Here is a 24,052-nt window from a genome sequence, read left to right as displayed (position 1 = left end):
GACTTGGTGGGCCAAAACGGGCCGCAGGTGGGGACTCCGGCCAGCATGCGGGCGCTGAACCAGCGTCTCGTGCTGGAAAGGCTTCGCGCGCACGGGGAAGCGACGCGACCACAGATCGCGGCCGCCACCGGGCTGTCGAAACCGACCGTGGGGCAAGCTCTGCTCGACCTCGAACACCACGGCCTGGTCCGGGCGACCGGGCGCAGCCTGGCCGGCCCCGGGCGGGCGGCCGTCGTCTACCGGGCCGCGCCGGACGCGGGCCACGTCGTCGGCGTCGACATCGGACGGCGCGTCATCCGCGTCGCCGTCGCCGACCTCGACGGCAGCATCGTCGCGCGGCTCGACGAGCCCAACCGGTGCCGCTCGGCGAGCGCCCTGGTGCGCACGGTGAGCGAAGCCGTCGAACGCGCCGTCGCGTCGGCCGGGCTGCACCCGCACGAGGTCGTCTCGACCGTCGTCGGCACGCCGGGCGTCCCGGACCCGGCCACCGGGACGGTGCACCGCGCGCCCAACCTGCCGGGCTGGGAGCGGCGCGGGCTGCTGCACGAGCTCGTCGCCGGGCTGGCCGGGGCGGGCTCGGACGTCGTGGTCGAGAACGACGCGAACCTGTGCGCGGTCGGCGAGCACGCACTCGGCGCCGCGCTCGGCGTGGACGTGCTGGTGTGCCTGACGGTCGGCACCGGCATCGGCATGGGCCTGCTGGTGGACGGCAAGCTGTTCCGCGGCGCGCACGGCGCGGCGGGCGAGATCGCCGACCTGCCGTTCGGCCCCCTGCCGACCGGCGCCGACGCCCGCCGGCCGGGCCCGGTGGAGTCCGCGGCGGCGGGCCAGGCCGTGGTCGACGCGGCCCACGAGCACGGCCTCACGAAGGCGCGTTCGGCGAAGGACGTCTTCCGGCTGGCCCGCGCGGGCGACGAACGGGCCATGCGCGTCGTCGAGGACGAGGCGGAGAAGCTCGCGTACGTGGTGTCGGCGGTGACGGCGGTCCTGGACCCGAGACTGATCGTGCTGGGCGGCGGCATCGGCGGCAACGCCGACCTGCTGGCCGAACCGATGCGGCGGTCCCTGGCCGCGACGATCCCGGTGGTACCGGAGATCGTGGCGGGACAGCTGGGCGAGGACGCGGTCCTGGCGGGCGCGATCGCAACGGCGCTGGGCACGGCCCGGGAGCTGGTGTTCGACCGCCGCGGCCTGCGGCGCGCGGCGGGCGAGGCTTAGGGGCGCGACCGGTCCTGGTGACTCCGGGTGCCGGGGGTCGGCTGCCGTGGCCACCGGCGATGGCCACGGCATCGGGCGGCAGTCGCGCCATCCGGAGACAGCCGCGACATAGACAGCGCCCGCCACCCGCAGCACAGGCCAGTCACCACATCAGCAGCACCCGCGGCACCCGCGGCACACCTAAGTCACCACATCAGCAGCACCCACCACCCGAGGTCGGGTCAGTCGCGACATCGGCGACGCCTGCCGTGCGCGGCAGGAGTCAGTCCCGGCATCGGCGGCGCCCGCCGCACGCGGCAGGGCCAGTCACGACATCGGCGGCATCCACCGCACGCGTCAGGGACCAGTCACCACATCAGCGGCACCCACCACCTGCAGTACAGGCCAGTCACCACATCAGCGGCACCCGCCGCCCGAGGCCGGGTCAGTCCCGGCATCGGCGGCACCCGCCGCGCGCGGGCCGGCGGCGACAACGGCCGGTCCTGCGGCGATCGCGGTGTCCGGCAACGGTCAAAGCGCTGTCCGGTCCCGGGCAGCCGTCCACTTCGGACCGGCGCAGGCGCGTTCCCGGCGGCCGGTCCGTGTCCGGCAATGCCACGGCTCAAGGTAGTCGCGGCGCGTAAGCCCACCGTGGTGGTGGCCGGTCCGGTCATTGTGTTGGCCACTCCGGGTCCCCGTGTTGGCCACGCCAGCCGCCATGTTGGCGACTCCGGTCGCCGCGTCGGCAGTTCCGGCAACCGTCTCGGCCACTCCGGCAACCGTCTCGGCTACTCCGGTCCGCATGACGGCCGTCCGAGGGCGGCCGACGGCCGGCGCCGGTGCAACTCACCGCCCGGGAATAGCCACCACAAGAGCTGGGCAGCCCGTGGTCGCCGGGATCGGTGTCAGTCCGAGCGGCCGCGCAACGTGAGCACCACCCGCAGCACGTGCTCCACCGCCGCCGGGAACGCCGCTCCCCGCAGCTCGCCGCGGTCGGCCAGGTTGCGGGAGGCGAACTCCAGCTCGCGTTCCGGTCCGCCGCGGCGGACCACCAGCGCGGCCAGCTCCTCGATGTCCAGGTCCGGGTGGTCGAGCCGCGTCAAGGCGAACTCGACGATCAGTTCTTCAGGCGCCATGTCCGCCTCCTTCCGGCTCTTCCCAGCCTACCCGCGCCGCGCGCGGCGGTAGGGCCGTCCGGCCCGGAATGATCAGGCCGTCCGGCCGATCGCGGTGGCCGCCGCGCCGACACAGACTCGGTCATGCGCACCACCCCGATCGACCAGGCGAAACGACTCGCCCGGCACACCGAAGAACTCGTCCAACGGTCCCTTGCGGCCGTGGGCGCCAAGCAGTCCCAGCGCCGGATTTCGGCCGACGCCCAGGACTACTGGCACCGGCCCGCCGACGACCGGTGGCGCGCGAACTCCCATTGGCGGGGCGCCTCGGTCTTCGACGAGAACGACCTCTGGTCGGCGATCGGCCGTGAGCACCTCGAACTGTTCGAGCGCGGCGCCCGGATGACCGGCTTCACCCGGTCGTGGGACCGGATCGTCGACTGGGGCTGCGGTGGCGGCGCCAACGCCGTCGCGTTCGCCCCACGCGCCGAGCACTACATCGGCGTCGACATCTCCGGCGAGACGCTGAAGGAGTGCGAGCGCCAGGTCGCCGGGGCGTGCGAGACGCCGTTCACGCCGGTCTCCATCGACGTCGACGCGCCGGAAGCGGCGCTGCGGCGGATCACCGAGCCGTGCGACGTCTTCCTCAGCTTCTACGTCTTCGAGCTGATCCCCACCCCCGAGTACGGCGAGCGCCTGCTCCGCATCGCGACCCGGCTGCTCGCGCCCGGCGGCCTGGCGCTGATCCAGATCAAGTACGACCCGGGCAGCTGGTGGACGCGGCCACGGCGGCGCAACTACCGGTCGGGCCTCGCCGAGATGACGACCTACCCGATCGCGGCGTTCTGGGAGCTCGCCGAGCGCTGCGGCCTCAAGCCCGAGACCGTCCAGCTGGTGCCGCGCAACGCGCTCGACCGGCACTACGCGTACTTCTTCCTCTCGAAGCCCGACGCGGTGTGACCGGTCTGACCTGGCTTACTATACCGTCCAGCCGGTACAGTAACTGGCATGACCACGTACGCGCCCACCTCCGCGCCCTTGAGCCACCGCCGCCGCTGGGCGGCGCTGAGCGTGCTGGTCGGCGCCGTGCTGCTGCTCGCCGTCGACGGCACGGTGCTCTACCTCGCCGTGCCGTCGCTGACCCGCGAGCTCTCCCCCAGCGCCACCGAGATCCTCTGGATCGGCGACGTCTACTCGCTCGCGCTGGCCGGCCTGCTGGTCACGGCGGGTAACCTCGCCGACCGGTTCGGTCGTAAGAAGGTGCTGCTCATCGGCACCGCGGCGTTCGGGGTGGCGTCCACGCTGGCCGCCTTCTCCCCCACCGCCGGCGTGCTCGTCGCGGCGCGGCTGCTGCTCGGGATCGCGGCGGCGACGATCATGCCCTCGACGCTGTCGATCATCCGCACCCTGTTCACCGACGCCCGCGAGCGCACCCGCGCCATCGCGATCTGGTCGGCGGGCTCCGGTGGCGGCATCGCGCTCGGCCCGCTGGTCGGCGGCGTGCTGCTGGAGCACTACTGGTGGGGTTCGGTGTTCCTGATCAACGTGCCGATCGTCGTCGGCTTCCTCATCGCCGGCGCGTGGCTGCTGCCGGAGTCGCGTGACCCGAATCCGGGCCGGTTCGACCTGCTCTCGGCCGCGCTCTCGATGACCGCGATCGTGCCGCTGGTCTACGCGGTCAAGCACGTCATCGGTTCCGGCGTCGACGCGCGGGTGGTGCTGACGGCCGCGATCGGGCTGGTCTCGGGTGTCCTGTTCGTCCGGCGGCAGCGCCGGGTGAGCGATCCGCTGATCGACGTGACCCTGTTCCGCAACGGCGCCTTCAGCGGTGCCGTCGTGGCGAACTTCGTCGCGGTCTTCGCGCTGATGGGCCTGCTGTTCTTCTTCTCGCAGTACCTGCAGCTGGTCCGCGGCTTCAGCCCGCTGCAGGCCGGGCTGGCCGAGATGCCGGCGACGCTGGCCTCGATCGTGGTCGTCGCCGCGGTCGGCGTGGTCGTCACGCGGCTCGGCCGGGGACGCGCGGTCGCCGTCAGCCTCGCTGTCACGGCCGTGGGGCTGCTGCTGGTCGCCGTCACCGAGCAGGCGCCGCAGTACGTGTGGCTGGGCCTGACGCTGGTGCCGGTCGGCCTCGGGGTCGGGCTGGCGCTGACGCTGACCGTGGACTCGGTGCTGTCCGCCGTCCCGCGGGACAAGGCGGGCTCGGCGTCGGCGATCTCCGAAACCGCGTACGAACTCGGTGCCGCGCTGGGCATCGCGCTGCTCGGCTCGCTCGTGACACTCGTCTACCGCGGGCTGCTGCCGCCGGCGGTGGCACCCGAGGTCCGGGAGTCGCTGGCGGCCGCGGTGACCGTGCTCGACCCGGCGTCGCCGGCGGCCGAAAGCGCCCGGCAGGCGTTCACCGGCGCGATGCAGGTGACGTCGGTCGCGGCGGCCGTCGTCACCGCCGTCGCCGCGCTGATCGCCTGGCGTACGATCCCGTCCGGAAAGGACTGACGATGCCTCGCAAAGCCGGGCGCAGCCCCGAAGAAACGCGCCGGACCCTGCTCGACGCCGCCGGGAAGACGATCCGCGCGCGCGGGTTCTCCGCGTCGCTGGACGACATCGCCCGCGCGGCCGGGGTGTCGAAAGGCGGGCTGCTGTACCACTTCCCGGCCAAGGACGCGCTGGTGCGCGCGCTCGCCCAGGACCTCCTCGACACGTTCCGGGCCGAGGTGTCCGCCGCGCTCGACCCGGTGGACACCCGGCCCGGCCGGCTGACCCGCGCGTACGTCCGGGCGTCGCTGGACACGTCCCAGGACGAGGTCGCGATCCGCGAGAACATCGCGCTGATCGCCCAGCTGATCTCGATCCCCGAGGTCGCCGAGCTGGCCCGCGCGGACGCCGAGCGGTGGGACCGCGAGCTCCACGCGGACGGCCTTCCGCCCGACGTGGTGACCCTGGTCGTCGCGGCGGCGGACGGCGCGAGCACGGCACCGCTGTGGGGCGTCGGCATCGACGTGCCCGCCGCCCGGCGGCTGGAACGGCAGCTGCTGGACCTGACCCGCGAACCGTGATCCTTCGTCCATACTGGACACATGAGCGAACCCGAGCCGGTCCCTGTCGCCCGGATGCGACGGCGTCGCGAACCCGCCCCGGCCAGGCCACGCCGGGCCGCCGTGTGGGTCCTCGTCCCCGGGCTCGTGCTCGCCGTCGCCGTCGCGCTCGGGGCCGTCGCCGTGCAGCGGACCGAGAGCCGGTTGCGGGCGTCGGGACAGGAAGCGCCGGCCACGGTCACGGCGGTCGTGCCGACGAAGTCCAGCTACAACGTCGACGTCCGGTTCACGACCGCGGCCGGCCGGGAGATCACCGCCCGGCTCAAGGACTTCCCGCGCGACCCGGGCCTGGCGACCGGCGACCGGCTCCGCGTCGGCTACGACCCCGAGCGCCCGGACACCACGCTCTGGGACGTCCGGGACTCCCTGGCCTTCACCGGCGCCACGATCTTCCTGGCCGCCCTGTCCGCGGTACTGGCGGCGGCGTCGATCGTGACCTTCGTGCTCCTCCGCCGGCGGCGCGGCTAGCGAACGGCGAACACCATCCCGATGTCCGCGGCCTCCTGCACCGGGTCCTGCTCCGCGCTCACCGTGAACCCCTTCCCCGCGAACACCTCCCGGATCGTGTCCCGGTTGCGCCGCCAGCCCTCGACCTCCACCACCGCCTGCCGGATCAGTGGCCAGTGGCGGTCCTCGATGCCGCGCAGGACGTCCAGCTCCGCGCCCTCGACGTCCACCTTCAGCAGGTCGACGCGGTCGATGGCGTGCTCGTCGAGCACCGGCGACAACGGCCTGACGCGGACCCGGTGCGTCTCCAGGTCCCGCATGACCCGAAGCTTGCGGCCGACGATCCCCCGCAGGACCGGCGACGGCACGCGACGGGCCGTGGAACCGAGGCCGCCACGGCGGATCATCTCGACGATGCTCGCCGTGACACGCTTGCGCTCGGCTTCGACGTTTCCCGCGTCCCGCAAGGAAGACGAGAAGATCGTCGCGGCCGGGAAGTAGCTGAAGGCGAGTTCGTCCTCGGCCGACGACAACCCGAACGGCAGCGCGGTCAGCCGGCCGCCGAAGAATTCGCGGGCGTTGCGCTCCAGCGTCTCGTAGAGCGGTGGCAACGGCTCGAAGGCGAAGATCCGCACGTCGCCGTCGAGGCGCTCGTAGACCGCGGCCGAGAAGACGCCGACGTTCGCACCGACGTCGAGGACCGTGGCGCCGGGTGCGAACTCGATGCCGTGGGCGAAGTAGCCGGCCACCTCCTCCCGCAGGAAGGACACTTCCCACGGGTTGATGCTGTGCAGGGCGATCGCGTCCATCGTCATCCACGAAGGATTACCAGTCCCGGGGGCCGGCGGTCCAGCCCCGGACGTCGGGAACGACCGGACGCGAATACGCCATCCGGGTGACGTGCGCGGGGCCCGAGTAACCTGGCCACCGCTCCTGCGACCCCGTGCAAGAAGGGGTCTCCGCCCTCGACGCACCCGGGAGGGCTGCCGTGAAACGTCTCGTGATCTGCTGTGACGGCACGTGGAACACACCGGACCAGACCTCCGGGGGAACGCCGAGTCCCACGAACGTCACGAAGCTGGCGCTGGCCGTCGCCGGGAAAACCGACGGCGTCCCGCAGCTCCTGTACTACCACCGCGGTGTCGGGTCCTACGGCCGGCCGAGGCTGCGTGGCGGCGCGTTCGGGGTCGGCGTGTCCCACGACGTGCTCCGCGCGTACCGGTTCGTCGTCGAGAACTACGAGCCGGGTGACGAGATCTTCCTGTTCGGGTTCAGCCGCGGTGCCTTCACCGCCCGCAGCGTCGCGGGGCTGATCCGGAACGCCGGGGTCCTCAAGGCGGCCGCCATCGAGCGGATCGACGACGCCTACGCGTTGTACCGCGCCCGGGCGATCAAGCCGCGGGACATCGAGTCGGAGCTGTTCCGGCGGTCCTACAGCCACGAGACGGCGGACTTCCACACCCGGATCCGGTTCATCGGCGTGTGGGACACGGTGGGCGCGCTGGGGATCCCGACCATCGGGCCGAAGTTCCTGACGAACTGGATCAACCGGCGCTTCGCCTTCCACGACACCGAGCTGAGCAGCAGGGTCGACGTCGCCGCGCACGCCGTCGCGATCGACGAGCAGCGCAAGGCCTTCAGCCCGGCGCTGTGGACGCGGCACGACGACGCCGGCGACCAGGTGCTCGAGCAGGTCTGGTTCTCCGGGGTGCACAGCGACGTCGGGGGCGGCTACCCGGACTCGTCCCTGTCGGACATCGCGCTCATGTGGCTGGCGGGCCGGGCGGCGAGGCACGGTCTGGGGTTCCGGGACGGTGCGTTCACGACCGACGCCGGATGGGGCGTGGAGAAACTCCCCGCGGTGCACGCGAACCCCCTCGGCGAGATCCACCAGTCGCGCAAGGGGATCTACTGCCTGCAGCGACGCCTTGAGCGGCTTCGCTTCGACCTGCGCAACGCCGTCGCCATGTCGGTCGCGTCGACCGCCGTGCGCCGGCACGACGCCGACGCCACGTACCGCCCGCCCGGTTTCGAGGGGTTCGTCAACGCCGTCCCGGTCACCGACGTCGGGTGATCAGCCGACGGCGACGCCGAGATCGGCCTCGAACCCCGGGGGCACCAGGACGTCCGACCGGGTGAGGTCGTGCACGCTTTGCTTGCCCAGCGCCAAGAGCGTCGAGTCGATGCCGTTGCGCAGCACGTCGAGGACGTTCTCCACGCCCGCCTGGCCGTCCGCCGCCAGGCCCCACAGGTACGCGCGGCCGATCAGCACGGCGCGGGCGCCCAGGGCCAGCGCCTTGACGACGTCGCTGCCGCGGCGGATCCCGCCGTCCAGCAGCACTTCCACGCGGTCGCCGACCGCCTCGGCGATCGCCGGGAGCGCGCGGATCGTCGCCGGGGTGCCGTCGAGGTTGTTGCCGCCGTGGTTGGACACCGAAATCGCGCTGACGCCGGCGTCGACCGCGCGGCGGGCCTCGTCGACCCGGATGACGCCCTTGAGCAGGAATGGGCCGTCCCACCGCGCCCGCAGCCAGGCCACGTCCTCCCACGACGGCGGCGGCGTCTGCATCCACTGGCCGTACGCGCCGAAGAACGTCGGCGCCGGTTCGCCGGGCCGGGCCATGTTCGGCACGCCGAGGTCCGGCAGCGCGCGGGTGCGCACGTAGTCGAGCAGCCACCGCGGGTGCGTCAGGCCTTCCGGGGCGAAGCGCAGCAGCTCGCGGAAGTTCAGCCGTTCCGGGATGTGCGGGCTGCCCCAGTCGCGGCTGTGCGAGAACGACCAGTCCAGGGTCAGGATGATGCCGACGGCCCCGGCCGCGCGGGCGCGCTCGAGGCGGCGCTGGATGTCCTCGCGGGTGCCGGTCCAGTAGACCTGGAAGTAGGTGTTCGGGTTGGCCGCGACGACCTCCTCGATCGGCTTGCTGCCGAACGAGCTGAGCCCGATCGACGTCCCGCGCGCGGCGGCGGCCCGCGCCACCGCCACTTCGCCGTCCGGGTGCACCGCCTGCACGCCCGTCGGGGAGATCAGCACCGGCAGGGCGACGTCGCGGCCGAGCACGTGCGTGCTCAGGTCGCGCTGGCCGAAGTGCCCGGCGGTGCGCGGCGCGAACCGCAGTTCGTCGAACGCGCCGAGGTTGTCGGCCAGCGTCAGGCCCTTTTCGGAGCCGGCGATCAGGGCGGAGTAGACGGAACCGGGGAGACGCTTCTTCGCGCGTCGCCGGGCTTCGGCGACGGACTCGAACCAGGTCATCGTTTTCCCTTCGGGTCGATCTTGAGCGGGCGCCGCACGACGGCCGGGCGGACCGGCACCGTGGTGCGCTGCGCCAGGCAGCCGGCCCAGACGCCGGCGCCGTAGGCGATGTCGTCGGCGATCGCGGCCGCGGTGTAGCGGACGGGATCGAGCTCCGGCCGCCGCTGCGCCCACGCGGTCAGTGGGGGGCCCAGCAGCAGCGAAGCGACGGCAGCGCGGCGGCCCCATCGCCGCCGACCGCCGGGCACCAGCAGCGCGGCCAGGAGCGGGGCCGCGAACTGGGTGCCGTAACGGCCGCACCCGAGCCAGGTCTGGCGGACGGCGGTGGCCATCGCGCGCCCGACCCCGGCGGCCGGGACGTCGTGGGCGCGCAGGAGCCGGACCATGCTGCCCACCGAGCCGCCGAACGCGAGCGCGGCGAGCGCCGGGCGGCGGGCCAGCAGCGCGCCGACGGTCAGCGCGGGCCAGGGGTGCAACGCCAAGGGCGCCAGCGCTTTCGGGTGCCGCAACGCGAGCGGCGCGGCGGACGTGCCGTAGCGCGCCCGGCGTCCCAGCAGGTCACGCCAGGTCTCCGGCTCGTGGTGGCCGACGGCGACGTCCGGGGCGTAGCGGACCCGCAAGCCGGCTTCGTGGATTCGCCAGACCAGGTCGACGTCCTCCCCGACGCGCAGCGCCGGATCGAACACCGAGCCGTCGACCGCGACCGACGTCAAAGCGCTGCGGCGGACCACGAGCGCGGCGGTCGGGACGTACGACACCCGCGTGCCCGGCGCGACCCGCGCGGGCCGGTCGCCGAGGTCGAGGCTGCCCGCGGCGCGGGTGTACCGGCCGGCCCAGGTGTCGGGCGCCAGGGCGCGCACGCGGGGGGCGACGGCGGCGAGCAGCGGGTCGGCGAAGTGCGCGGCGAGGCGGTCGGCCCAGCCGCCGGCCGGGACGCAGTCGCTGTCCAGGAAGGCGATCAGCTCGGTGGACACGTGCTCCAGCGCGGTGTTGCGCGCGGCGCCGGGGCCGCCGTTGACGTCGCGGCGCACCAGCTTCGCGCCGTGCGCGGCGGCCACGGCCGCGACGGCGGCGGGGTCGTCGGAGCCGTCGTCGACGACGAGCACGGGGTGCTTGTGGTCGAGCCCGGCCAGGCAGCGGCCGAGCAGCTCCGCGCGGTCGCGGACCGGGACGACGACGGTGACGTCCGCGGGCGCGCCGGGCTCCGGCGGCACGGGGTGCGCGAGACCGGCGTCGGTGAGCCGGCGGGCGAGCGCGCCCGTGGCCGCGGAGGTGACCGGCCCGTCGCCGAGCTCCTGCCACGCCTTGCGGCCGGCCCCGGTCAGCCGCAGCACGCGGGCCGGGGACCCGCCGAACCAGAGTCCGTCGGCCAGTTCGCGGGTGTCCTGGTCCAGCGCGACGCGGAACCCGGGCGGCAACGGGGTCACAGGGCGAGCCCTCCGTCCACCGGCACGACCGCGCCGGTCATCGCACGGGCGTCCGGGCCGGCGAGGAACGCCAGCACGGCGGCGACTTCCGCCGGGTCGAGGAGCCGGCCGAGCGGCTGCTGACCGGCGAACGCGGCGGCCTCGGGCAGGTCGTAGAGCCGGGCGCTCTCGGCGAGGATCGGCGTGTCGGTCGAGCCGGGGCTGACGGCGTTGGCGGTGACGCCGGTGCGGCCCAGCTCGGCGCCGAGCGCGCGGATCAGCCCGGCGACACCGGACTTCGCGGCGCAGTAGGCCGCCAGCATCGGCAGGCCGCGGGTCGCGGCGGCCGAGGCGACGGCGAGAAAGCGCCCGGCGCGGGGCTCGGGCCGGCGCAGCAACGCGGGCACGGCGGCCCGGGCGAGGTGGACGACGCCGTTCAGGTTGACCTCGAGCACGGCTTTCTCCTGCGCTTGCGGGACTTCCCAGAGCGGTAGTCCCCCGGCGATCACGCCCGCGGCGGCGATCGCGACGTCGAGCCCGCCCCAGCGACGTTCGGCTTCGGCGACGGCGGCGGCCATGGCTTCGGGATCGCGGACGTCGGCGACGAAGGCCGCGACGTCGCCGCCCGCCTTCTCGACGACGGCGGCCAGCTCGGCCGCGGTGCCCATGGGGTACGGCAGGGCCGGGTCGTCGGCGGTGACGTCGACGGCGAGGACGGCGTAACCCTGGTCCGCCAGGCGGCGGACGGTCGCGGCGCCGATCCCGCGGGCCGCGCCGGTGACGAGGGCGGTGCGCGCGCTCATGCGACCACCGCCGGATCGTCCACAAGAGACACCGGGGTCATCGCGCCACCACCGGGTGCCAGCGGTCCACCTGGGACACCAGGGCGGCCGTCAGCTCGGCCAGCAGCTCCCGGCCTTCCGCCGCCGTCGCCGACGTCGGATCGCCCAGCACTCCGGTCGCCGTCACGGCCCGGACGCCGCCTTCGCGCAGCAGCGGCAGCACGTCCCCCAGCGGCCGCGTGTCCCCCACGACCGCGCGGTCCATCCGCACCCGGGCAGGCCGCAACGCCAGCTGCAACGCCGTTTCCGGCCGGCCGGCGTGCGGGTCGCCCGGCCACCGCGGCCGGAAGACCTCGACATCGCGCGATTCGGCCCGCAGCCGGGCGACGGCCCGCGCGACCGGGCCCGCGTTGCCGCCGTGGGCGGAGACGAACAGCAGCCGGCCGAACGTCTCGGCCGCGGACCGGCCCAGCTCGACCAGCAGCAGCTCGGTCGCCTCCTGGCCGATCGACAGCGTCCCGGCGAAGCCCGCGTGCTCGCCGCTGGAGCCGTACGCGACCGCGGGCGCCACCAGGACATCCGGCCGGGCGGCCGCGAGCCCGTCGCACAGGGCCTGCGCGATGTCGGTGTCGGTGGTCAGCGGCAGGTGCGGGCCGTGCTGCTCGGTCGCGCCGACCGGCACCGCCAGGATCGCCCCGGCCGCCGCGCGCTCGGCGACGTCCGGCGAGGGCAGCTCCGCCAGCCGCATGGTCAGCTCCCTATTTCGACACTCGGTGACGAATATCAGGCAGAGTAATGTCACCCCGTGTCGGAAACAAGGCTCCCGAAGGAAACCGCACTCGGATGACCGAACCGCCCCCCGTCGCCCGCCGCGGCCGCCCGCCGGGCACCAGCGCCCGTGAGCTGGAGGTCATCGCGCTGCGCCTGTTCACCGAACGCGGCTTCCACGAGACGACGGTCGACGAGATCGCCGCGACCGCCGGCGTCAGCCGCCGCACGTTCTTCCGGTACTACGACGCCAAGTCCGACGTCCTGTGGAACGAGTTCGACCGGGAGGTCGAGACGATCCGGAAGCTGCTCGCCGACGCGCCCGGCGACCTGCCCGTGATGGACGCCGTGCGCGAGGCGGTGCTGGCCGCGAACCACTACCGCGCCGAGGACGTCCCCGAGCTGCGGCTGCGGATGAGCCTGCTCAGCTCGGTGCCCGAGCTGGCCGCGAGCGCGACGATCCACTACGACGCCTGGGAACGCGCGGTCAGCGCCTACGTCGGCACGCGGACCGGCCAGCCCGCGGATTCCCTGTACCCGCTGGCGGTGGGCCGGGCGGTGCTGGCGGCGTGCCGCGCGGCGTACGAACGCTGGTCGGCCCGGGCCGACGCCGACCTGACGGTCTACCTGGACGCGGCGCTGCGGGCGCTGACCGCGGGCTTCGCCGACGCCGCGCTCACGGCCGAGCCGTCACCGGCCGGCTGAGGGTCCCTTGCCGGTGAGGATGTCGAACGCGTGCCGGCGGTGGGTGGCGAACAGCTCCAGTGCCGCCTCGCGGTCACCGGCGCGCAGCGCGGCGGCCAGCCGACGGTGTTCCTCCGGGATGGCGGCGAGGTAGCCGTCGGCCTCGACGCCGACGCGCGTCAGCAGGAACAGGTGCACCTGCGACCGGATGGCCTGCCACGCCTCGAGCAGCCGCCGGTGACCCGCGGCGGCGTAGACGGCGTCGTGGAAGCCGATGTCGCAGCGGACCATCTCGTGCTCGTCAGCGGCCCGCGCCATGTGCGCGACGGCGAGGTCGACGGCCGTCAGCCCCTCGGCCGGGGCTCGCTCGATCACCAGCGCGACGGCGAGCTGTTCGAGGGCCGCCCGCAGCGTGTCGAGCTCGGCGACGTCCTGCTCGGACAGCGCCGTCACGGTCGCGCCGCGGTGCCATTCGCTGCGCGCCAGGCCTTCCCGCTCGAGCCGGAGCAGGGCTTCCCGCACCGGCCCGCGGCTGACGCCCAGCGCGGCGGACAGCTCCACCTCGCGCAGCTGGCTGCCGGGCGGGTAGGCGCCGTCGAAGATGGCGTCCCGGATCCGGTCGGCGACCTCGTCGGCCAGCCCCCGGCGCCGCGCGGGCGCGACCCGGCCGGGTTCGCTCATCGCTGTCCTTCCTCCAGGCTTGTCCCAAAGTTAACATCGCCGGCGCAGGACGACCCTCACAGATCCGAGGCGCGCCGGAAGGCTTGGCCCAGCAGCAGGACGACGCCGAGCCCGAGCAGCCAGCCCAGCAGGAACCCGGCGGTCAGCGGCCACGGCACCGACGTCCGCCACCACCGGTACCCCGCGGCCAGCAGCGCGGCGGCCAGGCTCAGGAAGCCGACACCTTCGAACGCCAGCCTGGTCGGGTGCGCGAAGTTCCAGCCGGTGACGCTGAACCAGCCGCGCGTGGCGGGGGCGGCCAGCGCCGAGGTCCGCCACGACTCCCACCGGACCTGCCCGCCCAGCCGCTCCGCCAGCGACTCGCGCACGTACCGGCGGATCAGCTTGATGTGGAAGTCGTGCAGGATGTAGCGGCAGCCGAGCAGGTACGCCGCGAACGGGATGAGCAGCAGCAGGGCGAAGTTCGACGTCGAGATAGCCACGCTGGAGATCGCGCCCGCGGACGCCAGCTGGAGGGCGAACACGCTCCACTGAACCGTCGCGCGGCGCTCGGTCTCGGTCCGCAGCGCGCTGTACTCGGCGAGCAGGATCTGGGTGCGGATCGCCGGATCGACCTCGTCGTCCGATCGGGGATCGCCGGGCTGCGCCATGCGACCAGGATCGCACGGCGGGCGCCCGGCATCGCCGCCTCGGACGTCCCCGCCGGGTGGCCCGCACGCGGCGGCCGTCCCCGGTCACGGGACGTGCCCGCAACCCTCCCCCAGCCGGCTGCGGGCACGTCCCGTCGAGGAGAAACCTCCCAGGTGCGTGCGAGCGGCGTCAACGAACCCGAAAACGTTTCGCACCTGGCCGAAACGAGGCCCGGCGAAGATCACGGCTGCCGCGGCGGAAATCGCGCCCGACCAGCGCTATCCTCGCCGGGAAAGGGGTGCGCCCGGCATGTTGGAGATTCACTTCACGGACGCGGACCTGGCGAAGCTGACCATCGCCGAGGACGCCGACCCGATGTGGGAGCTGCTGATGAGCAGCTACCGGATCCGGCGACCCGAGGGCGAGCCGTTCTTCGGCCGGTGGCGCCGGGGGTCACGCTCCGCGGTCCCCGCGTCGGGGCGGCTGCTCATGTCCGCCGTCCCGCCGTACGGGTACTGCCCCGACTTCCTCACCCCGCCCGGCGCCCCCACGGTCGGCGACGGCATCACGGCGGTGCTCGAAACCCCGGCGCGGCTCCTGGCCGCCGACGTCGCCGAGCTCGCCGCGCAGGGCACCCGCGTGCCGCCGTGGCTGCGCCGCCTCGGCGACGGCGAGACGCGCGAGCTGCGCCGGCTCGGCACGGCGCTGCACGACTACTACCGCCAGTGCCTCGCCCCGGACTGGCCGGCGATCCGCCGCACCGTCGCGCGCGAGCGCCGCCGGCTGCAGTCGAGCCTCGAGCGCGGCGGGCCCCAGCTGCTGCTCTCGATCCTGCACCCGGACATCACGTGGAGCCCGCCGGTGCTGCAGGTCCGGTTCCCGGTCGAGCAGACCCTGCACCTCGACGGCCGCGGCCTCCGGCTGCTCCCGACGTTCTTCGCCCACGGCATGCCGACGACGTACAAGGACCCGGGCCTGCCGCCGGTGCTCGTCTACTCGATCGGCCACACCAGCCTGGACAGCGACGCCGAGCCCGGCCCGTCCCTGGCCGCGCTGCTCGGCCAGACCCGCGCCCGCGCTCTCATGACGGTGGCGATCACCCGCTGCAACACGAGCGAGCTCGCGGAGCTGACCGACATCTCGCTGGCCACGGCCAGTCAGCACGCGTCGGTGCTGCGGGCGAGCGGGCTCATCACCAGCACGCGCGTGGGCAAGTCGCAGATCCACGAGATCACCCCTCTGGGCCTGGGCGTCATCCGCGCCAGTTGACTCTTTCTTGCATCAAGACCCCTTGACTTGACGTATTCCTGCATTCAGGATGCGTCTCGTGCAGAACGAAGTCAAAGCGACCGACCTGGACCGGCGCATCGTCGGTGCCCTGCAGCTCAACGGCAGGGCCTCGTGGGGTGCCGTCGCCCGGCACGTCGGCGCAAGTGAGTCCACCGTGCTGCGGCGCGCCGCGCAGCTGACCGAGAGCCGGCAGCTGCGGGTGATCGCCGTGGTCGACGTATTGCGGTGCGGGCTCGGCGTGCCCGTGCTCGCCCGGCTGCGGTGCCGGCCCGGCACGGCCGCCGGCGTCGCCGAAGCGCTCGCCGCGCGGCCCGAGGTGCGCTACGCGAGCGTGCTGGCCGGCAGCGCCGACTGCTCGGCCGAGTTCGTCCTGCCGTCCTACCGCGACATCGCGCGGCTGCAGCGCGCCGGGTTCCCGGCCGCCGGCGACGTCCACGACGTCGAGACCTTCGCCGTGATGCGCACCTTCACCTCCAACCACGACTGGGACTCCGGCGAGCTGAGCCCGGAAGCCGTCGCCGACCTGCGCGGCGGGGACGTGCGGCCGTTCGAGGAGCAGCACTGGGAGCGCCCGCCCGAGCAGCTCGACGAGGTGGACCTCGCGATCTGCGCGGCCCTGGGCGAGGACGGCCGGCTGCCGTTCAAGGAGGTCTCCCGGCAGATCGGCACCAGCGAGTCCACGGTGGCCCGCCGGGTCGACTCCCTCGTGCGCCGCGGCTGCCTGCGCTTCCGCACCCTCGCCGAGCCCGCGATGTTCGGGTACGCGCTGGAGTTCATGCTCTGGCTCTCGGTCGTCCCCGGCGAGCTCGACCGCGCGGGGCAGCAGCTCGCCGCGCACCCGGGCACCAAGTACCTCTCGGCCACCACCGGCCGGTTCAACCTGGTGGGCCAGATCGTGCTGCGCCACTACGGCGAGCTGTACCGCCACACCACCGACGTCGTCGGCGCGCTGCCCGGGCTCCGGGAGGCCGACGTGACCCTGCAGGTTTCGACGCTCAAGCGCGCGTGGGCCCCGACACCCGCCGCCGCTTTGGAGGAAGCATGACCGAACAACCCTGGCTGTGGGACGAAACGACGTGGCGAGGGCACGTGGAGCACGTCCGGGCGGGACGCTCACTGCGTCCCGGGTCATGGCCCGGCGGCGCGAAAGTCGCCGTGGCGCTGTCGTTCGACTCCGACCACGAGACGCCCGCGCTGCGCGACGGCGACGTACTGCCCGGCAAGATGGCGCAGGGCGAGTACGGCGCCCGCGTCGGCGTGCCCCGGTTGCTGCGCCTCCTGGAGCGTTACTCGGCACCGTCGTCCTTCTTCGTACCCGCTGTGTCGGCACTTCTGCACGACGGCGAAGTCAAGTCCTATGTGGACGCCGGACACGAAGTCGCGCTGCACGGCTGGATCCACGAGCGCAACACCGCGTTGTCCGAGACCGAAGAGCGCGACCTCGCCTTCCGGGCGGCCGACGTCCTGGAGCGGCTCGCGGGCACCCGGCCGGTCGGCATTCGGACGCCGTCGTGGGACTTCTCCGCGCACACCCTCGCCATCACGCGCGAGCTGGGCCTGAAGTACGACTCGTCGCTGATGGCCGACGACGACTGCTACGAGCTCCTCGAACACGGCGAGCCCACCGGCGTCGTCGAGCTGCCGGTGGAGTGGATCCGCGACGACGCGCCGTACTTCATGATGGACCGCTTCGCCTCGCTGCGCCCCTACACCCCGCCACGCGGTGTGCTCTCGATCTGGCGAGACGAGTTCGACGCGGCCTACGCCGACGGCGGCCTGTTCCAGCTCACCATGCACCCGCACATCATCGGGCACCGCTCGCGGATCACGATCCTCACCGAACTGCTCGACCACATCGGCGGCCACGACGGCGTCTGGTTCGCCACCCACGCCCAGGTCGTCGACCACGTCCTCGGGGAGCGGCCATGACGACACTGTCTACAACGGAAGTCTCCCACCGGTTGACGGCCCAGCAGCGGAAAGCGATCGTCGCGGGTGCCGTCGGCAACACCGTGGAATGGGTCGACTGGGCTGTCTACGCCACGTTCGCCCCGGTGTTCGCCGGCCAGTTCTTCGCCGGGGGCAACGACACCGCGGCGCTGCTGTCCACTTTGGCCGTGTTCGCCGTCGGGTTCGTCATGCGGCCCATCGGCGGCGCGGTGCTCGGCGCGTACGCGGACCGCCGCGGCCGCAAGAAGGGCCTCACCCTCACCATCTCGCTGATGGCCGGGGCGTCGATCGTGATCGCGGTGTGCCCGACGTACACGCAGATCGGCGTGCTGGCGCCGCTCGTGCTGCTGCTGGCCCGGCTGGTGCAGGGCTTCTCCGCGGGTGGCGAGTTCGGGTCGTCGTCGGCGTTCCTCATCGAGTCGGCCGCGGCCGGGCGGCGCGCGTTCGCCGGGTCCTGGCAGCAGGTCTCGGTGGGCCTCGGATCCCTGCTCGCGGCGTTGATGGGCACGATCCTCAACTCGACGCTGTCCGACGCGGACCTGCACGGCTGGGGCTGGCGGCTGGCGTTCGGCGTTGCCGGGCTGCTCGGCCTGGTCGGGCTCTGGCTGCGGCAGTCGGTGCACGAGACGGAGGCGTTCACCAAGGTCGCCGCGCAGCCGCGCCGGCGCAACCCGGTCGTCGCGATGGTCCGCGACCACCCCGGCGCCGCGCTGCGCGTCGCCGGCGTCACCATCGCCGGCACGCTGATCTACTACGTGTGGGTCACCTACATGCCGACGTACGCGCACCTGTCCACCGGCATCCCGCTCAAGACGGCGCTGCTGGCCAACACCCTGTCGATGGTCGTGTTCATCGTGCTGCTGCCCTTCGGCGGCCTGCTGTCGGACCGGCTCGGGCGCAAGCCGACCATGACGGCGTTCGCCGTCGGCTTCGTGGTGTTCGCCTGGCCCGCGTTCCACTTCCTGTCGAACGGGTTCTGGAGTGTGTTCGTCATCGAGCTGATCGGCCTGGTGCTGATCGTCGGGTACTCGGCGAACTGCGCGGTGATCATGGCCGAGCAGTTCCCCGCCGAGGTGCGCACCACCGGTATCGGGCTGCCGTACGCGCTGGCCGTGGCGATCTTCGGCGGGACCGTGCCGTACGTCACGACCTGGCTCAACGCGAACCACCTCGGCAACCTCGTGTGGGTCTACGTCGCGGCCGCCGCGGTGGTCGGCGTCGCGGTGTACCTCACGATGCCCGAGACGAAGGGAAAGGAACTGTAGTGCGCAACGTGCTCGTCACCGGCGCCGGCGGCGGCATCGGCGCCGCGATCGCCGACCGCTTCGCCGCCGCCGGCGACCGCCTGGTGCTGGCCGACCTGCGCCTGGTCGAACTGTCCACAGTGGCCGGACGGCTGCGCGCGGACCACGGCGTCGAGGTCGTCGAACTGCCCGGGGATCTCGCGGACGCTGACCACGCGTCCGGGCTCGTCTCCCAGGCCGGCGCGGTCGACGTCCTGGTCAATGCCGCGGGCATCTACCCCGCCACGCCGCTGCTGGAGATGACGGCGGCGACGTGGGACCGGGTCCAGGACGTGAACGTGCGGGCAGCGCTGCTGACGACTGTCGCGTTCGGACGCGCGGGCCGTCCTGGCGCGGTCGTCAACATCTCCTCCGGCGCGGCGACCCGCGCGCGGCCGGGCGCCGCGCACTACGCGACGTCGAAGGCCGCCCTGGAAATGCTGACCAAGGCGAGCGCTGTCGAACTCGGCGGGCTCGGCATCCGCGTGAACGCCGTCAGCCCGGGGTTCGTCACCGTGGACAGTGACGCGAACCCGGTCACCGAGGAGTACGCGGCGGCGGTGTCGGTGAACCCGCTCGGCCGCCGCGGCGAACCGCGCGAGATCGCCGACGCCGTGTTCTGGCTCGCCGGACCGGAGGCGGGCTGGATCACCGGCGCGATCCTGCGCGTCGACGGCGGGTCCACCGCGGGCGCGGCCGGGCTGCCCCTGCACTGGGCCGGTGGCACCGCCGTCCAAAACGGAGGGGAAGCACATGTCTGACCGGCGTCCGTACACTGTGGTCGGCGGCGGCGCGATCGGCGGGACACTCGCCTTCCACCTCGCCCGCGCCGGACACGCGGTGTCCATTGTGGACGCGGACGCTGCGCACGTGGCGGCGATCGTGGACCGCGGTCTCACCCTGCGCCGTCCCGACGGCGACGAAACGGTCGACCTGCCCGCGTTCGTGCCGGACAACGCTCCCCCGGTGCTGGGCCGTGTGCTGCTCGCCGTCAAGGCGCAGGCCACCGAGAACGTGCTGCAGTGGCTGGAGCCGCGGCTCGCGCGCGACGGGTTCGTCGTCTCGTTGCAGAACGGGCTGAACGAGGCGCTGATCGCGTCGTACATCGGCGCGGAACGCACAGTCGGCGCGTTCGTGAACCTGTTCGCCGACGTCGCCGAACCGGGCGTCATCCGCGACGGCGGCCTGGGCGCGCTGGTCGTCGGCGAGCCGGACGGGCGGATCAGCGACCGCGTCGAAGAAGCCGTCGCCGACCTGCAGGCCTGGGGCCCGGCCAAGGCGACGGCCAACGTCGAGGGTTACCTGTGGGCGAAGCTCGGCTTCGGCGCGATGCTGACGACGACGGCGCTGGCCGACGCGCCGATGGCCGACCTGATCGACCGGCACCGCCCGCTGATGCACGCGCTCACCGCCGAGGTGCTCACGGCGGCCGGCGACCGCACGCTGGAGGCGTTCGACCAGTTCGACCCGGCGGCCTACCTGCCGGGTGCGGCCGGGCGCGAGGAGGCGACCGACCGGCTGGTCGCGTGGCTGCGGACCCAGCCGAAGGACCGCAGCGGGATCTGGCGCGACATCGCCGTCCGGCACCGGCCCGTCGAGGTCCACCACCACTACGCGCCCGTACTGGCGGAAGCGGACGTACCGTTGCTGCGGGCGATGCTGGCCCGGCTGCGGGACGTCGAATCCGGCGCCGCCGCGATGTCCGAAGACCACCTGAGCGAACTGGAGCGAAGCCTGTGATCCGGGAGTTGCACGAGTGGGTGCGGGCGCACCGCGACGAGCTGCTGGCCGACGTCGCCGCTTACGTCGGCATCGAAACCCCCAGCGACGACAAGGAATGCCTCGCGCGTGGACTGTCCTGGGTGGACGGCTGGCTGCGCGAACGGCTGGGCTCACCGTCGTCGGCGCGCGACGTCGACGGCGGCGGGCACGGCGACATCAAGGTCTACGACTTCCCCGGCACCGGCACGCCGGTCCTGATCCTGGCCCACTACGACACGGTGTGGCCGCTCGGCACCCTTTCCGACTGGCCGTTCACCGTGGACGGCGACCGCGCGACCGGGCCGGGCATCTTCGACATGAAGTCGGGCCTGGTCCACGCGGTGTGGGCGCTGCGCGCGCTGGACGCGGCCGGCCTCCCCCGCCCGGCCGTCCGGCTGGTCCTCAACGGCGACGAGGAGATCGGCAGCCCGGCGTCCCGGCCGGTGATCGAGGAGGCCGCGGCGGGCACGAGCGCGACACTGGTGTTCGAGGCAAGCGCCGGCGGCGCGGTGAAGACCGCGCGCAAGGGCGTCGGCCTGTTCCGCGTGCGCGCCACCGGCGTCGAATCCCACGCCGGCCTGGACCCGACCAAGGGCGCGAGCGCGATCGACGAACTGGCTCGCGCGATCCTGGCCCTGCACGGCCTGGCCGACCCGGCCGCCGGCACCACGGTCAACGTCGGCGTGATCAGGGGCGGGACCAGGCAGAACGTGATCGCGGGCGCGGCGTCGGGCGAGATCGACGTGCGCGTGTCGAGCGCAGCGGAGGCGGCCCGCGTCGACGCGGGCCTGGCGGCGCTGACGGCCCACGACCCGCGGGCGACGGTCACGGTGGAGGGCGGCTGGAACCGCCCGGTGATGGAACGTTCGGCCGCCATCGCCGAGCTGTACGACCTGGCCCGTTCCGCGGCGGCGGAGCTGGGAGTGACGCTGGCGGAGTGCTCGGTGGGCGGCGCGAGCGACGGCAACTTCGTCGCGGCGCTGGGCCACCCGGTGCTGGACGGCTTCGGCGCGGTCGGCGACGGCGCCCACGCACGGCACGAGCACATCAGTGTCGAAGGGATGCTGGAACGAACCGCGCTCGCGGCGGCCGTCCTGCACCGGCTCGGCGAAAAGCCGGTGGCACCAGGCAGTCCCGCGGAATAGGCTTCCCCCCGCGGGCAGCGGCATGGAGTAGCTCAGCGGCAGATCACCCGGCTCGGGACCGGGAGGGCGCGGGTTCGAGTCCCGCCTCCGTGTCCACCCCCGCACCTTGGAGTAGTTCAGCAGGCAGAACACCCGGCTCTTATCCGGGAGGGCGCAGGTTCGAGCCCTGCCTCCAAGTCTCGTGTTCACCAGGGGGAATCCACATGGCCACCGGCTACGCCTACGGGCAGCTCGAACGGGCGCTGCGCACCGCGGCGTCCGCAAAGGACGGTGCGACGCGCGCCCGTGCCCGGGCGAAGGCCGGGCGGTGGCAGGACGTCCTGACCGGGATAACCGACGGCACGCTGCGGATCGGCTCGCGGACGCCGGTCGCCGACACCCCGGCGTGGGTGACCCTCGAGGTCACGCACGGCGGGTTCGCCACCGGCCGGTACGTCGCCGAAGTCCCGCTGCACCCGGCCGAGGCCGCCCTGCCCGCCGCCGGGCCGGGCACGACCGACCGCGAGCGGCTCAACCTCTGGTACCTCACCGACGCGGGTCTCGCCGCGCTGCGGTCCGCGCTGGCCACCGAGACCTACCGGGTGGAAGTGCCGGAGGACGCCGCGCTGCCGATCGTCGCCTGGCTGCTGGACCACGGGCACGCCGAAGCCGCGCTCGACCTGGTCGCCGAGCTGCGCCCGCTGCTGCACCGCCTGCGCCTCGCACCCGTGCCGGGCGCCACGCCGCGGCCGGCGGGCGCGCTGGTGCGGCTGAGCACGGTCGGCGAAGTCCGGGAGACGTTGCGCGCGGCCGCCACCACGCCTGCGATCGCGGCGATGCAGGAGACGCTGAAGGTGTGGCACCCGCTCTTCGACCGGCTGGTCGCGCTGTGGTGCGACACCGTCGACGGCGACCTGCCGCGGCTGGCCGAGGATGGCTCGGTGAGCGGCGGCTGGCCGTGTCGCGAGTGGCCGGAGGACTGGGCTCGCCGGCGTGCGCGGTGGCTCGCTGATCACGCGACGGCGAGCGCGCGGCACACCGCGTCCACCGCCCACACGCACCCGAAGAGCAACTTCGCGCGGCTGCACCGCGCGCTGCTGGCGTGCGAGCACGACAGTGCCGAGCTGACCGGCCGGGACGTCGGCTGGATCCGCCGTGCCCTGGCGAACACCGTCACCAAGCACGGTGCGCCGGGGTCGGAAGCGCGCGCGGCGGTGCGTGCGGTGCAGGCGACGGTCGCGGCGCGGCCGACGTACGCCGAGCTGGCGGCCGCGCTGGCCGGACGGCTGGACCGCTACCCCGCCGACGGCGGTCTCCCGGAGGTCGAGGAGGTCATCGGAGAGGCTCCCGCGCACCTCGCCGCGAAGGTCGTGCGGGCGTGGGAGGCGCCGATCGAGGAGCTGGTCGCCCGCGACGTGATCACGTCGGCCGACGTGCTGGCGACGGTCCTGCCGCAGATCACCGCGCAGCTGCTGGCCGCCAACCTCGAGGACGACCGGCTCGCGGCGCTGTACGCGCAGACGTACGCGGCGTTCCGGCGCCGTCGCGGGTTGCTGCTGCTCGACCTGGAGCACCAGGTCCGCATCGAGGAGCTGCCGTGGATCGGCGCGCTCGAGCCGCTGCGGGCGCACCGTCCGGACGCCGCCCGGGCGGCGCGGCACACGCTGACGCAGACGGTGCTGCTGGCGCTCGGGTCGTGGCCGCAGGCGATCCTGCCGAACACCCTGGTCCGGGAGCTGGGCGCGCTGGCGAAGCAGGCCGGAACGCCGATGCCGCTGGTGGAGGAGGTCGCGGCGGACATCTTCACGGGCACGTTCACGGCGAAGTGGCGCGCGGCGGCGGAGATCGCCGGCGGTGCCCTGGCGGGCACGCTCTACGCGCGCTATTACGACCTGCCGGCGACGTGGCCGGCGGCCCCGCGCCCGCGCTGGTCCCGTGCCTTCGGCAAGCAGACCGCGGACGACTTCGCCGCGGTCTGCGTCGCACGCGCGGAGGAGGCCCGCCCGAAGCGCGGGTTCGGTTCGGTGGCCGCCAACGGCACGGTCCTCGAGCAGAGCCAGATCCTCACGACGCAGAACCTCGCCGTCCTGGTGGACACGCTGGCGCTGCGGCCCGGGCTCCGCGCGTCCGCGCCCGAGCTGGCCGACGGGGTGTTCACCTGGGTGGTCCGCCGCCTGGCGATGCGCGTCGACAACCACCACGCGGCCCTGCAGACGGTGAAGAACGCCGCCTACGCCTGGCGTCAGGCGCTGTACTTCTTGAGCTTCTGCGACGAGCCGGCCCAGCGCGCGGCGGTGGACCGGCTCGGCGAGCAGGTGGCGCGGGCCGGCCTGGAGGACCGCTTCGGCCCGGCGGTGGCGGGTCTCGCGCAGGTGGTGGCGGGTGGCCGTTTCACGGAGTCCGGCACCACCGCGGACGGTGCGGGACGGCGGTTCCTCGGCTGGACGACCGGCACGCACTGGTGCCTGCCGGAGCGTGCCGCCGGCCTCCACCAGCGCTGACCCGCCCGCCTGCGACCCGCCCGCCGCCAAGTCCGTGAATGGCACATCGAGGGACTCTGAGTCCCTCGATGTGCCATTCACGGCTTTCGAG

The 24,052-nt window shown here is 73.6% G+C and carries 23 protein-coding genes and 2 tRNA genes; 17 read left to right on the top strand and 8 right to left on the bottom strand.

The features are described 5' to 3' along the window. Positions 1 to 45 precede the first annotated feature (45 nt). On the top strand, positions 46 to 1,218 hold the full coding sequence (locus tag OHS18_RS01680) for an ROK family transcriptional regulator (RefSeq protein WP_328618710.1): 1,173 nt from the start codon (positions 46 to 48) through the stop codon (positions 1,216 to 1,218). An 884-nt stretch (positions 1,219 to 2,102) separates the two neighbouring features. On the opposite strand, the gene OHS18_RS01675 is transcribed toward OHS18_RS01680, so the two are convergent. Then, positions 2,103 to 2,333, bottom strand: a complete 231-nt coding sequence (locus tag OHS18_RS01675) for a hypothetical protein (protein ID WP_328615632.1) — start codon at positions 2,331 to 2,333, stop codon at positions 2,103 to 2,105. 123 nt (positions 2,334 to 2,456) lie between these two features. Between OHS18_RS01675 and OHS18_RS01670 the strand changes: the two genes are divergently transcribed. The 4 genes from OHS18_RS01670 to OHS18_RS01655 are packed head-to-tail and all read left to right on the top strand — an operon-like array spanning position 2,457 to position 5,872. Next, entirely contained in the window at positions 2,457 to 3,272 is an 816-nt protein-coding gene (locus tag OHS18_RS01670; protein WP_328615631.1) for a class I SAM-dependent methyltransferase, read from the top strand. A 48-nt stretch (positions 3,273 to 3,320) separates the two neighbouring features. After that, entirely contained in the window at positions 3,321 to 4,805 is a 1,485-nt protein-coding gene (locus tag OHS18_RS01665; RefSeq protein WP_328615630.1) for an MFS transporter, read from the top strand. Between the two features lie 2 nt (positions 4,806 to 4,807). Further along, positions 4,808 to 5,365, top strand: a complete 558-nt coding sequence (locus OHS18_RS01660; protein ID WP_328456823.1) for a TetR/AcrR family transcriptional regulator — start codon at positions 4,808 to 4,810, stop codon at positions 5,363 to 5,365. 21 nt (positions 5,366 to 5,386) lie between these two features. After that, positions 5,387 to 5,872: a DUF3592 domain-containing protein gene (locus OHS18_RS01655; protein ID WP_328615629.1), complete on the top strand. Its 486-nt coding sequence runs from the start codon at positions 5,387 to 5,389 to the stop codon at positions 5,870 to 5,872. On the opposite strand, the gene OHS18_RS01650 is transcribed toward OHS18_RS01655, so the two are convergent. Next, on the bottom strand, positions 5,869 to 6,666 hold the full coding sequence (locus tag OHS18_RS01650) for an FkbM family methyltransferase (protein WP_328615628.1): 798 nt from the start codon (positions 6,664 to 6,666) through the stop codon (positions 5,869 to 5,871). The genes OHS18_RS01655 and OHS18_RS01650 overlap by 4 nt on opposite strands. 173 nt (positions 6,667 to 6,839) lie before the next feature. Between OHS18_RS01650 and OHS18_RS01645 the strand changes: the two genes are divergently transcribed. Next, entirely contained in the window at positions 6,840 to 7,925 is a 1,086-nt protein-coding gene (locus tag OHS18_RS01645; protein ID WP_328615627.1) for a DUF2235 domain-containing protein, read from the top strand. Here OHS18_RS01645 and mftD read toward each other — a convergent pair whose 3' ends face one another. Genes mftD through mftE form a run of 4 tightly spaced genes read right to left on the bottom strand, consistent with a single transcriptional unit; the run spans position 7,926 to position 12,037 of the window. Next, positions 7,926 to 9,101, bottom strand: coding sequence for a pre-mycofactocin synthase MftD (gene mftD / locus OHS18_RS01640; RefSeq protein WP_328456831.1), 1,176 nt, complete (start codon positions 9,099 to 9,101; stop codon positions 7,926 to 7,928). It lies immediately after the preceding gene. Further along, complete coding sequence (gene mftF, locus OHS18_RS01635) at positions 9,098 to 10,528, bottom strand: mycofactocin biosynthesis glycosyltransferase MftF (protein ID WP_328615626.1); 1,431 nt, start codon at positions 10,526 to 10,528, stop codon at positions 9,098 to 9,100. The genes mftD and mftF overlap by 4 nt, the downstream gene beginning before the upstream one ends. Next, on the bottom strand, positions 10,525 to 11,310 hold the full coding sequence (locus tag OHS18_RS01630; protein WP_328615625.1) for a mycofactocin-coupled SDR family oxidoreductase: 786 nt from the start codon (positions 11,308 to 11,310) through the stop codon (positions 10,525 to 10,527). Before OHS18_RS01630 ends, mftF begins: the two co-directional genes overlap by 4 nt. A 37-nt stretch (positions 11,311 to 11,347) precedes the next feature. Continuing rightward, a complete protein-coding gene (mftE, locus tag OHS18_RS01625; protein WP_328615624.1) occupies positions 11,348 to 12,037 on the bottom strand; it encodes a mycofactocin biosynthesis peptidyl-dipeptidase MftE in 690 nt (229 codons plus the stop codon). A gap of 95 nt (positions 12,038 to 12,132) precedes the next feature. Between mftE and mftR the strand changes: the two genes are divergently transcribed. Next, positions 12,133 to 12,762, top strand: coding sequence for a mycofactocin system transcriptional regulator (gene mftR / locus OHS18_RS01620; protein ID WP_328615623.1), 630 nt, complete (start codon positions 12,133 to 12,135; stop codon positions 12,760 to 12,762). Here mftR and OHS18_RS01615 read toward each other — a convergent pair. Both OHS18_RS01615 and OHS18_RS01610 read right to left on the bottom strand, forming a co-directional pair. After that, positions 12,748 to 13,422 (bottom strand): GntR family transcriptional regulator, encoded by a 675-nt coding sequence (locus OHS18_RS01615; RefSeq protein ID WP_328456837.1) that lies wholly within the window; start codon positions 13,420 to 13,422, stop codon positions 12,748 to 12,750. The genes mftR and OHS18_RS01615 overlap by 15 nt on opposite strands. A 56-nt stretch (positions 13,423 to 13,478) precedes the next feature. Continuing rightward, positions 13,479 to 14,072, bottom strand: a complete 594-nt coding sequence (locus tag OHS18_RS01610) for a hypothetical protein (RefSeq protein WP_328456839.1) — start codon at positions 14,070 to 14,072, stop codon at positions 13,479 to 13,481. A gap of 289 nt (positions 14,073 to 14,361) precedes the next feature. Between OHS18_RS01610 and OHS18_RS01605 the strand changes: the two genes are divergently transcribed. From OHS18_RS01605 to OHS18_RS01560, 10 genes are all read left to right on the top strand, one after another. Next, positions 14,362 to 15,321, top strand: coding sequence for an ArsR/SmtB family transcription factor (locus OHS18_RS01605; protein ID WP_328615622.1), 960 nt, complete (start codon positions 14,362 to 14,364; stop codon positions 15,319 to 15,321). Positions 15,322 to 15,379: 58 nt separating this feature from the next. After that, the gene (locus OHS18_RS01600; protein WP_328615621.1) at positions 15,380 to 16,387 is read left to right on the top strand and encodes an Lrp/AsnC family transcriptional regulator; all 1,008 of its coding nucleotides are present in this window, start codon (positions 15,380 to 15,382) and stop codon (positions 16,385 to 16,387) included. After that, a complete protein-coding gene (locus tag OHS18_RS01595; protein ID WP_328615620.1) occupies positions 16,384 to 17,271 on the top strand; it encodes a polysaccharide deacetylase family protein in 888 nt (295 codons plus the stop codon). Before OHS18_RS01600 ends, OHS18_RS01595 begins: the two co-directional genes overlap by 4 nt. Then, positions 17,268 to 18,557 carry an MFS transporter gene (locus tag OHS18_RS01590; protein WP_328615619.1) on the top strand — a complete coding sequence of 430 codons (1,290 nt, stop codon included), beginning with the start codon at positions 17,268 to 17,270 and terminating at the stop codon, positions 18,555 to 18,557. Before OHS18_RS01595 ends, OHS18_RS01590 begins: the two co-directional genes overlap by 4 nt. After that, positions 18,557 to 19,336, top strand: coding sequence for an SDR family NAD(P)-dependent oxidoreductase (locus OHS18_RS01585; RefSeq protein WP_328615618.1), 780 nt, complete (start codon positions 18,557 to 18,559; stop codon positions 19,334 to 19,336). The genes OHS18_RS01590 and OHS18_RS01585 overlap by 1 nt, the downstream gene beginning before the upstream one ends. Further along, positions 19,329 to 20,315, top strand: coding sequence for a ketopantoate reductase family protein (locus OHS18_RS01580; RefSeq protein WP_328615617.1), 987 nt, complete (start codon positions 19,329 to 19,331; stop codon positions 20,313 to 20,315). Before OHS18_RS01585 ends, OHS18_RS01580 begins: the two co-directional genes overlap by 8 nt. Further along, entirely contained in the window at positions 20,312 to 21,481 is a 1,170-nt protein-coding gene (locus OHS18_RS01575) for a M20 family metallopeptidase (protein WP_328615616.1), read from the top strand. Before OHS18_RS01580 ends, OHS18_RS01575 begins: the two co-directional genes overlap by 4 nt. Positions 21,482 to 21,502: 21 nt before the next feature. Beyond that, positions 21,503 to 21,577, top strand: a tRNA-Pro gene (locus tag OHS18_RS01570). 9 nt (positions 21,578 to 21,586) lie between these two features. Continuing rightward, positions 21,587 to 21,659 (top strand) — tRNA-Lys (locus OHS18_RS01565). Positions 21,660 to 21,684: 25 nt separating this feature from the next. Next, the gene (locus tag OHS18_RS01560) at positions 21,685 to 23,961 is read left to right on the top strand and encodes a hypothetical protein (RefSeq protein WP_328615615.1); all 2,277 of its coding nucleotides are present in this window, start codon (positions 21,685 to 21,687) and stop codon (positions 23,959 to 23,961) included. The last annotated feature ends 91 nt before the right edge of the window (positions 23,962 to 24,052 follow it).

Source organism: Amycolatopsis sp. NBC_00355, assembly GCF_036104975.1.
GTDB lineage: Bacteria > Actinomycetota > Actinomycetes > Mycobacteriales > Pseudonocardiaceae > Amycolatopsis.
This window is presented reverse-complemented; position numbering and strand designations above follow the sequence as displayed.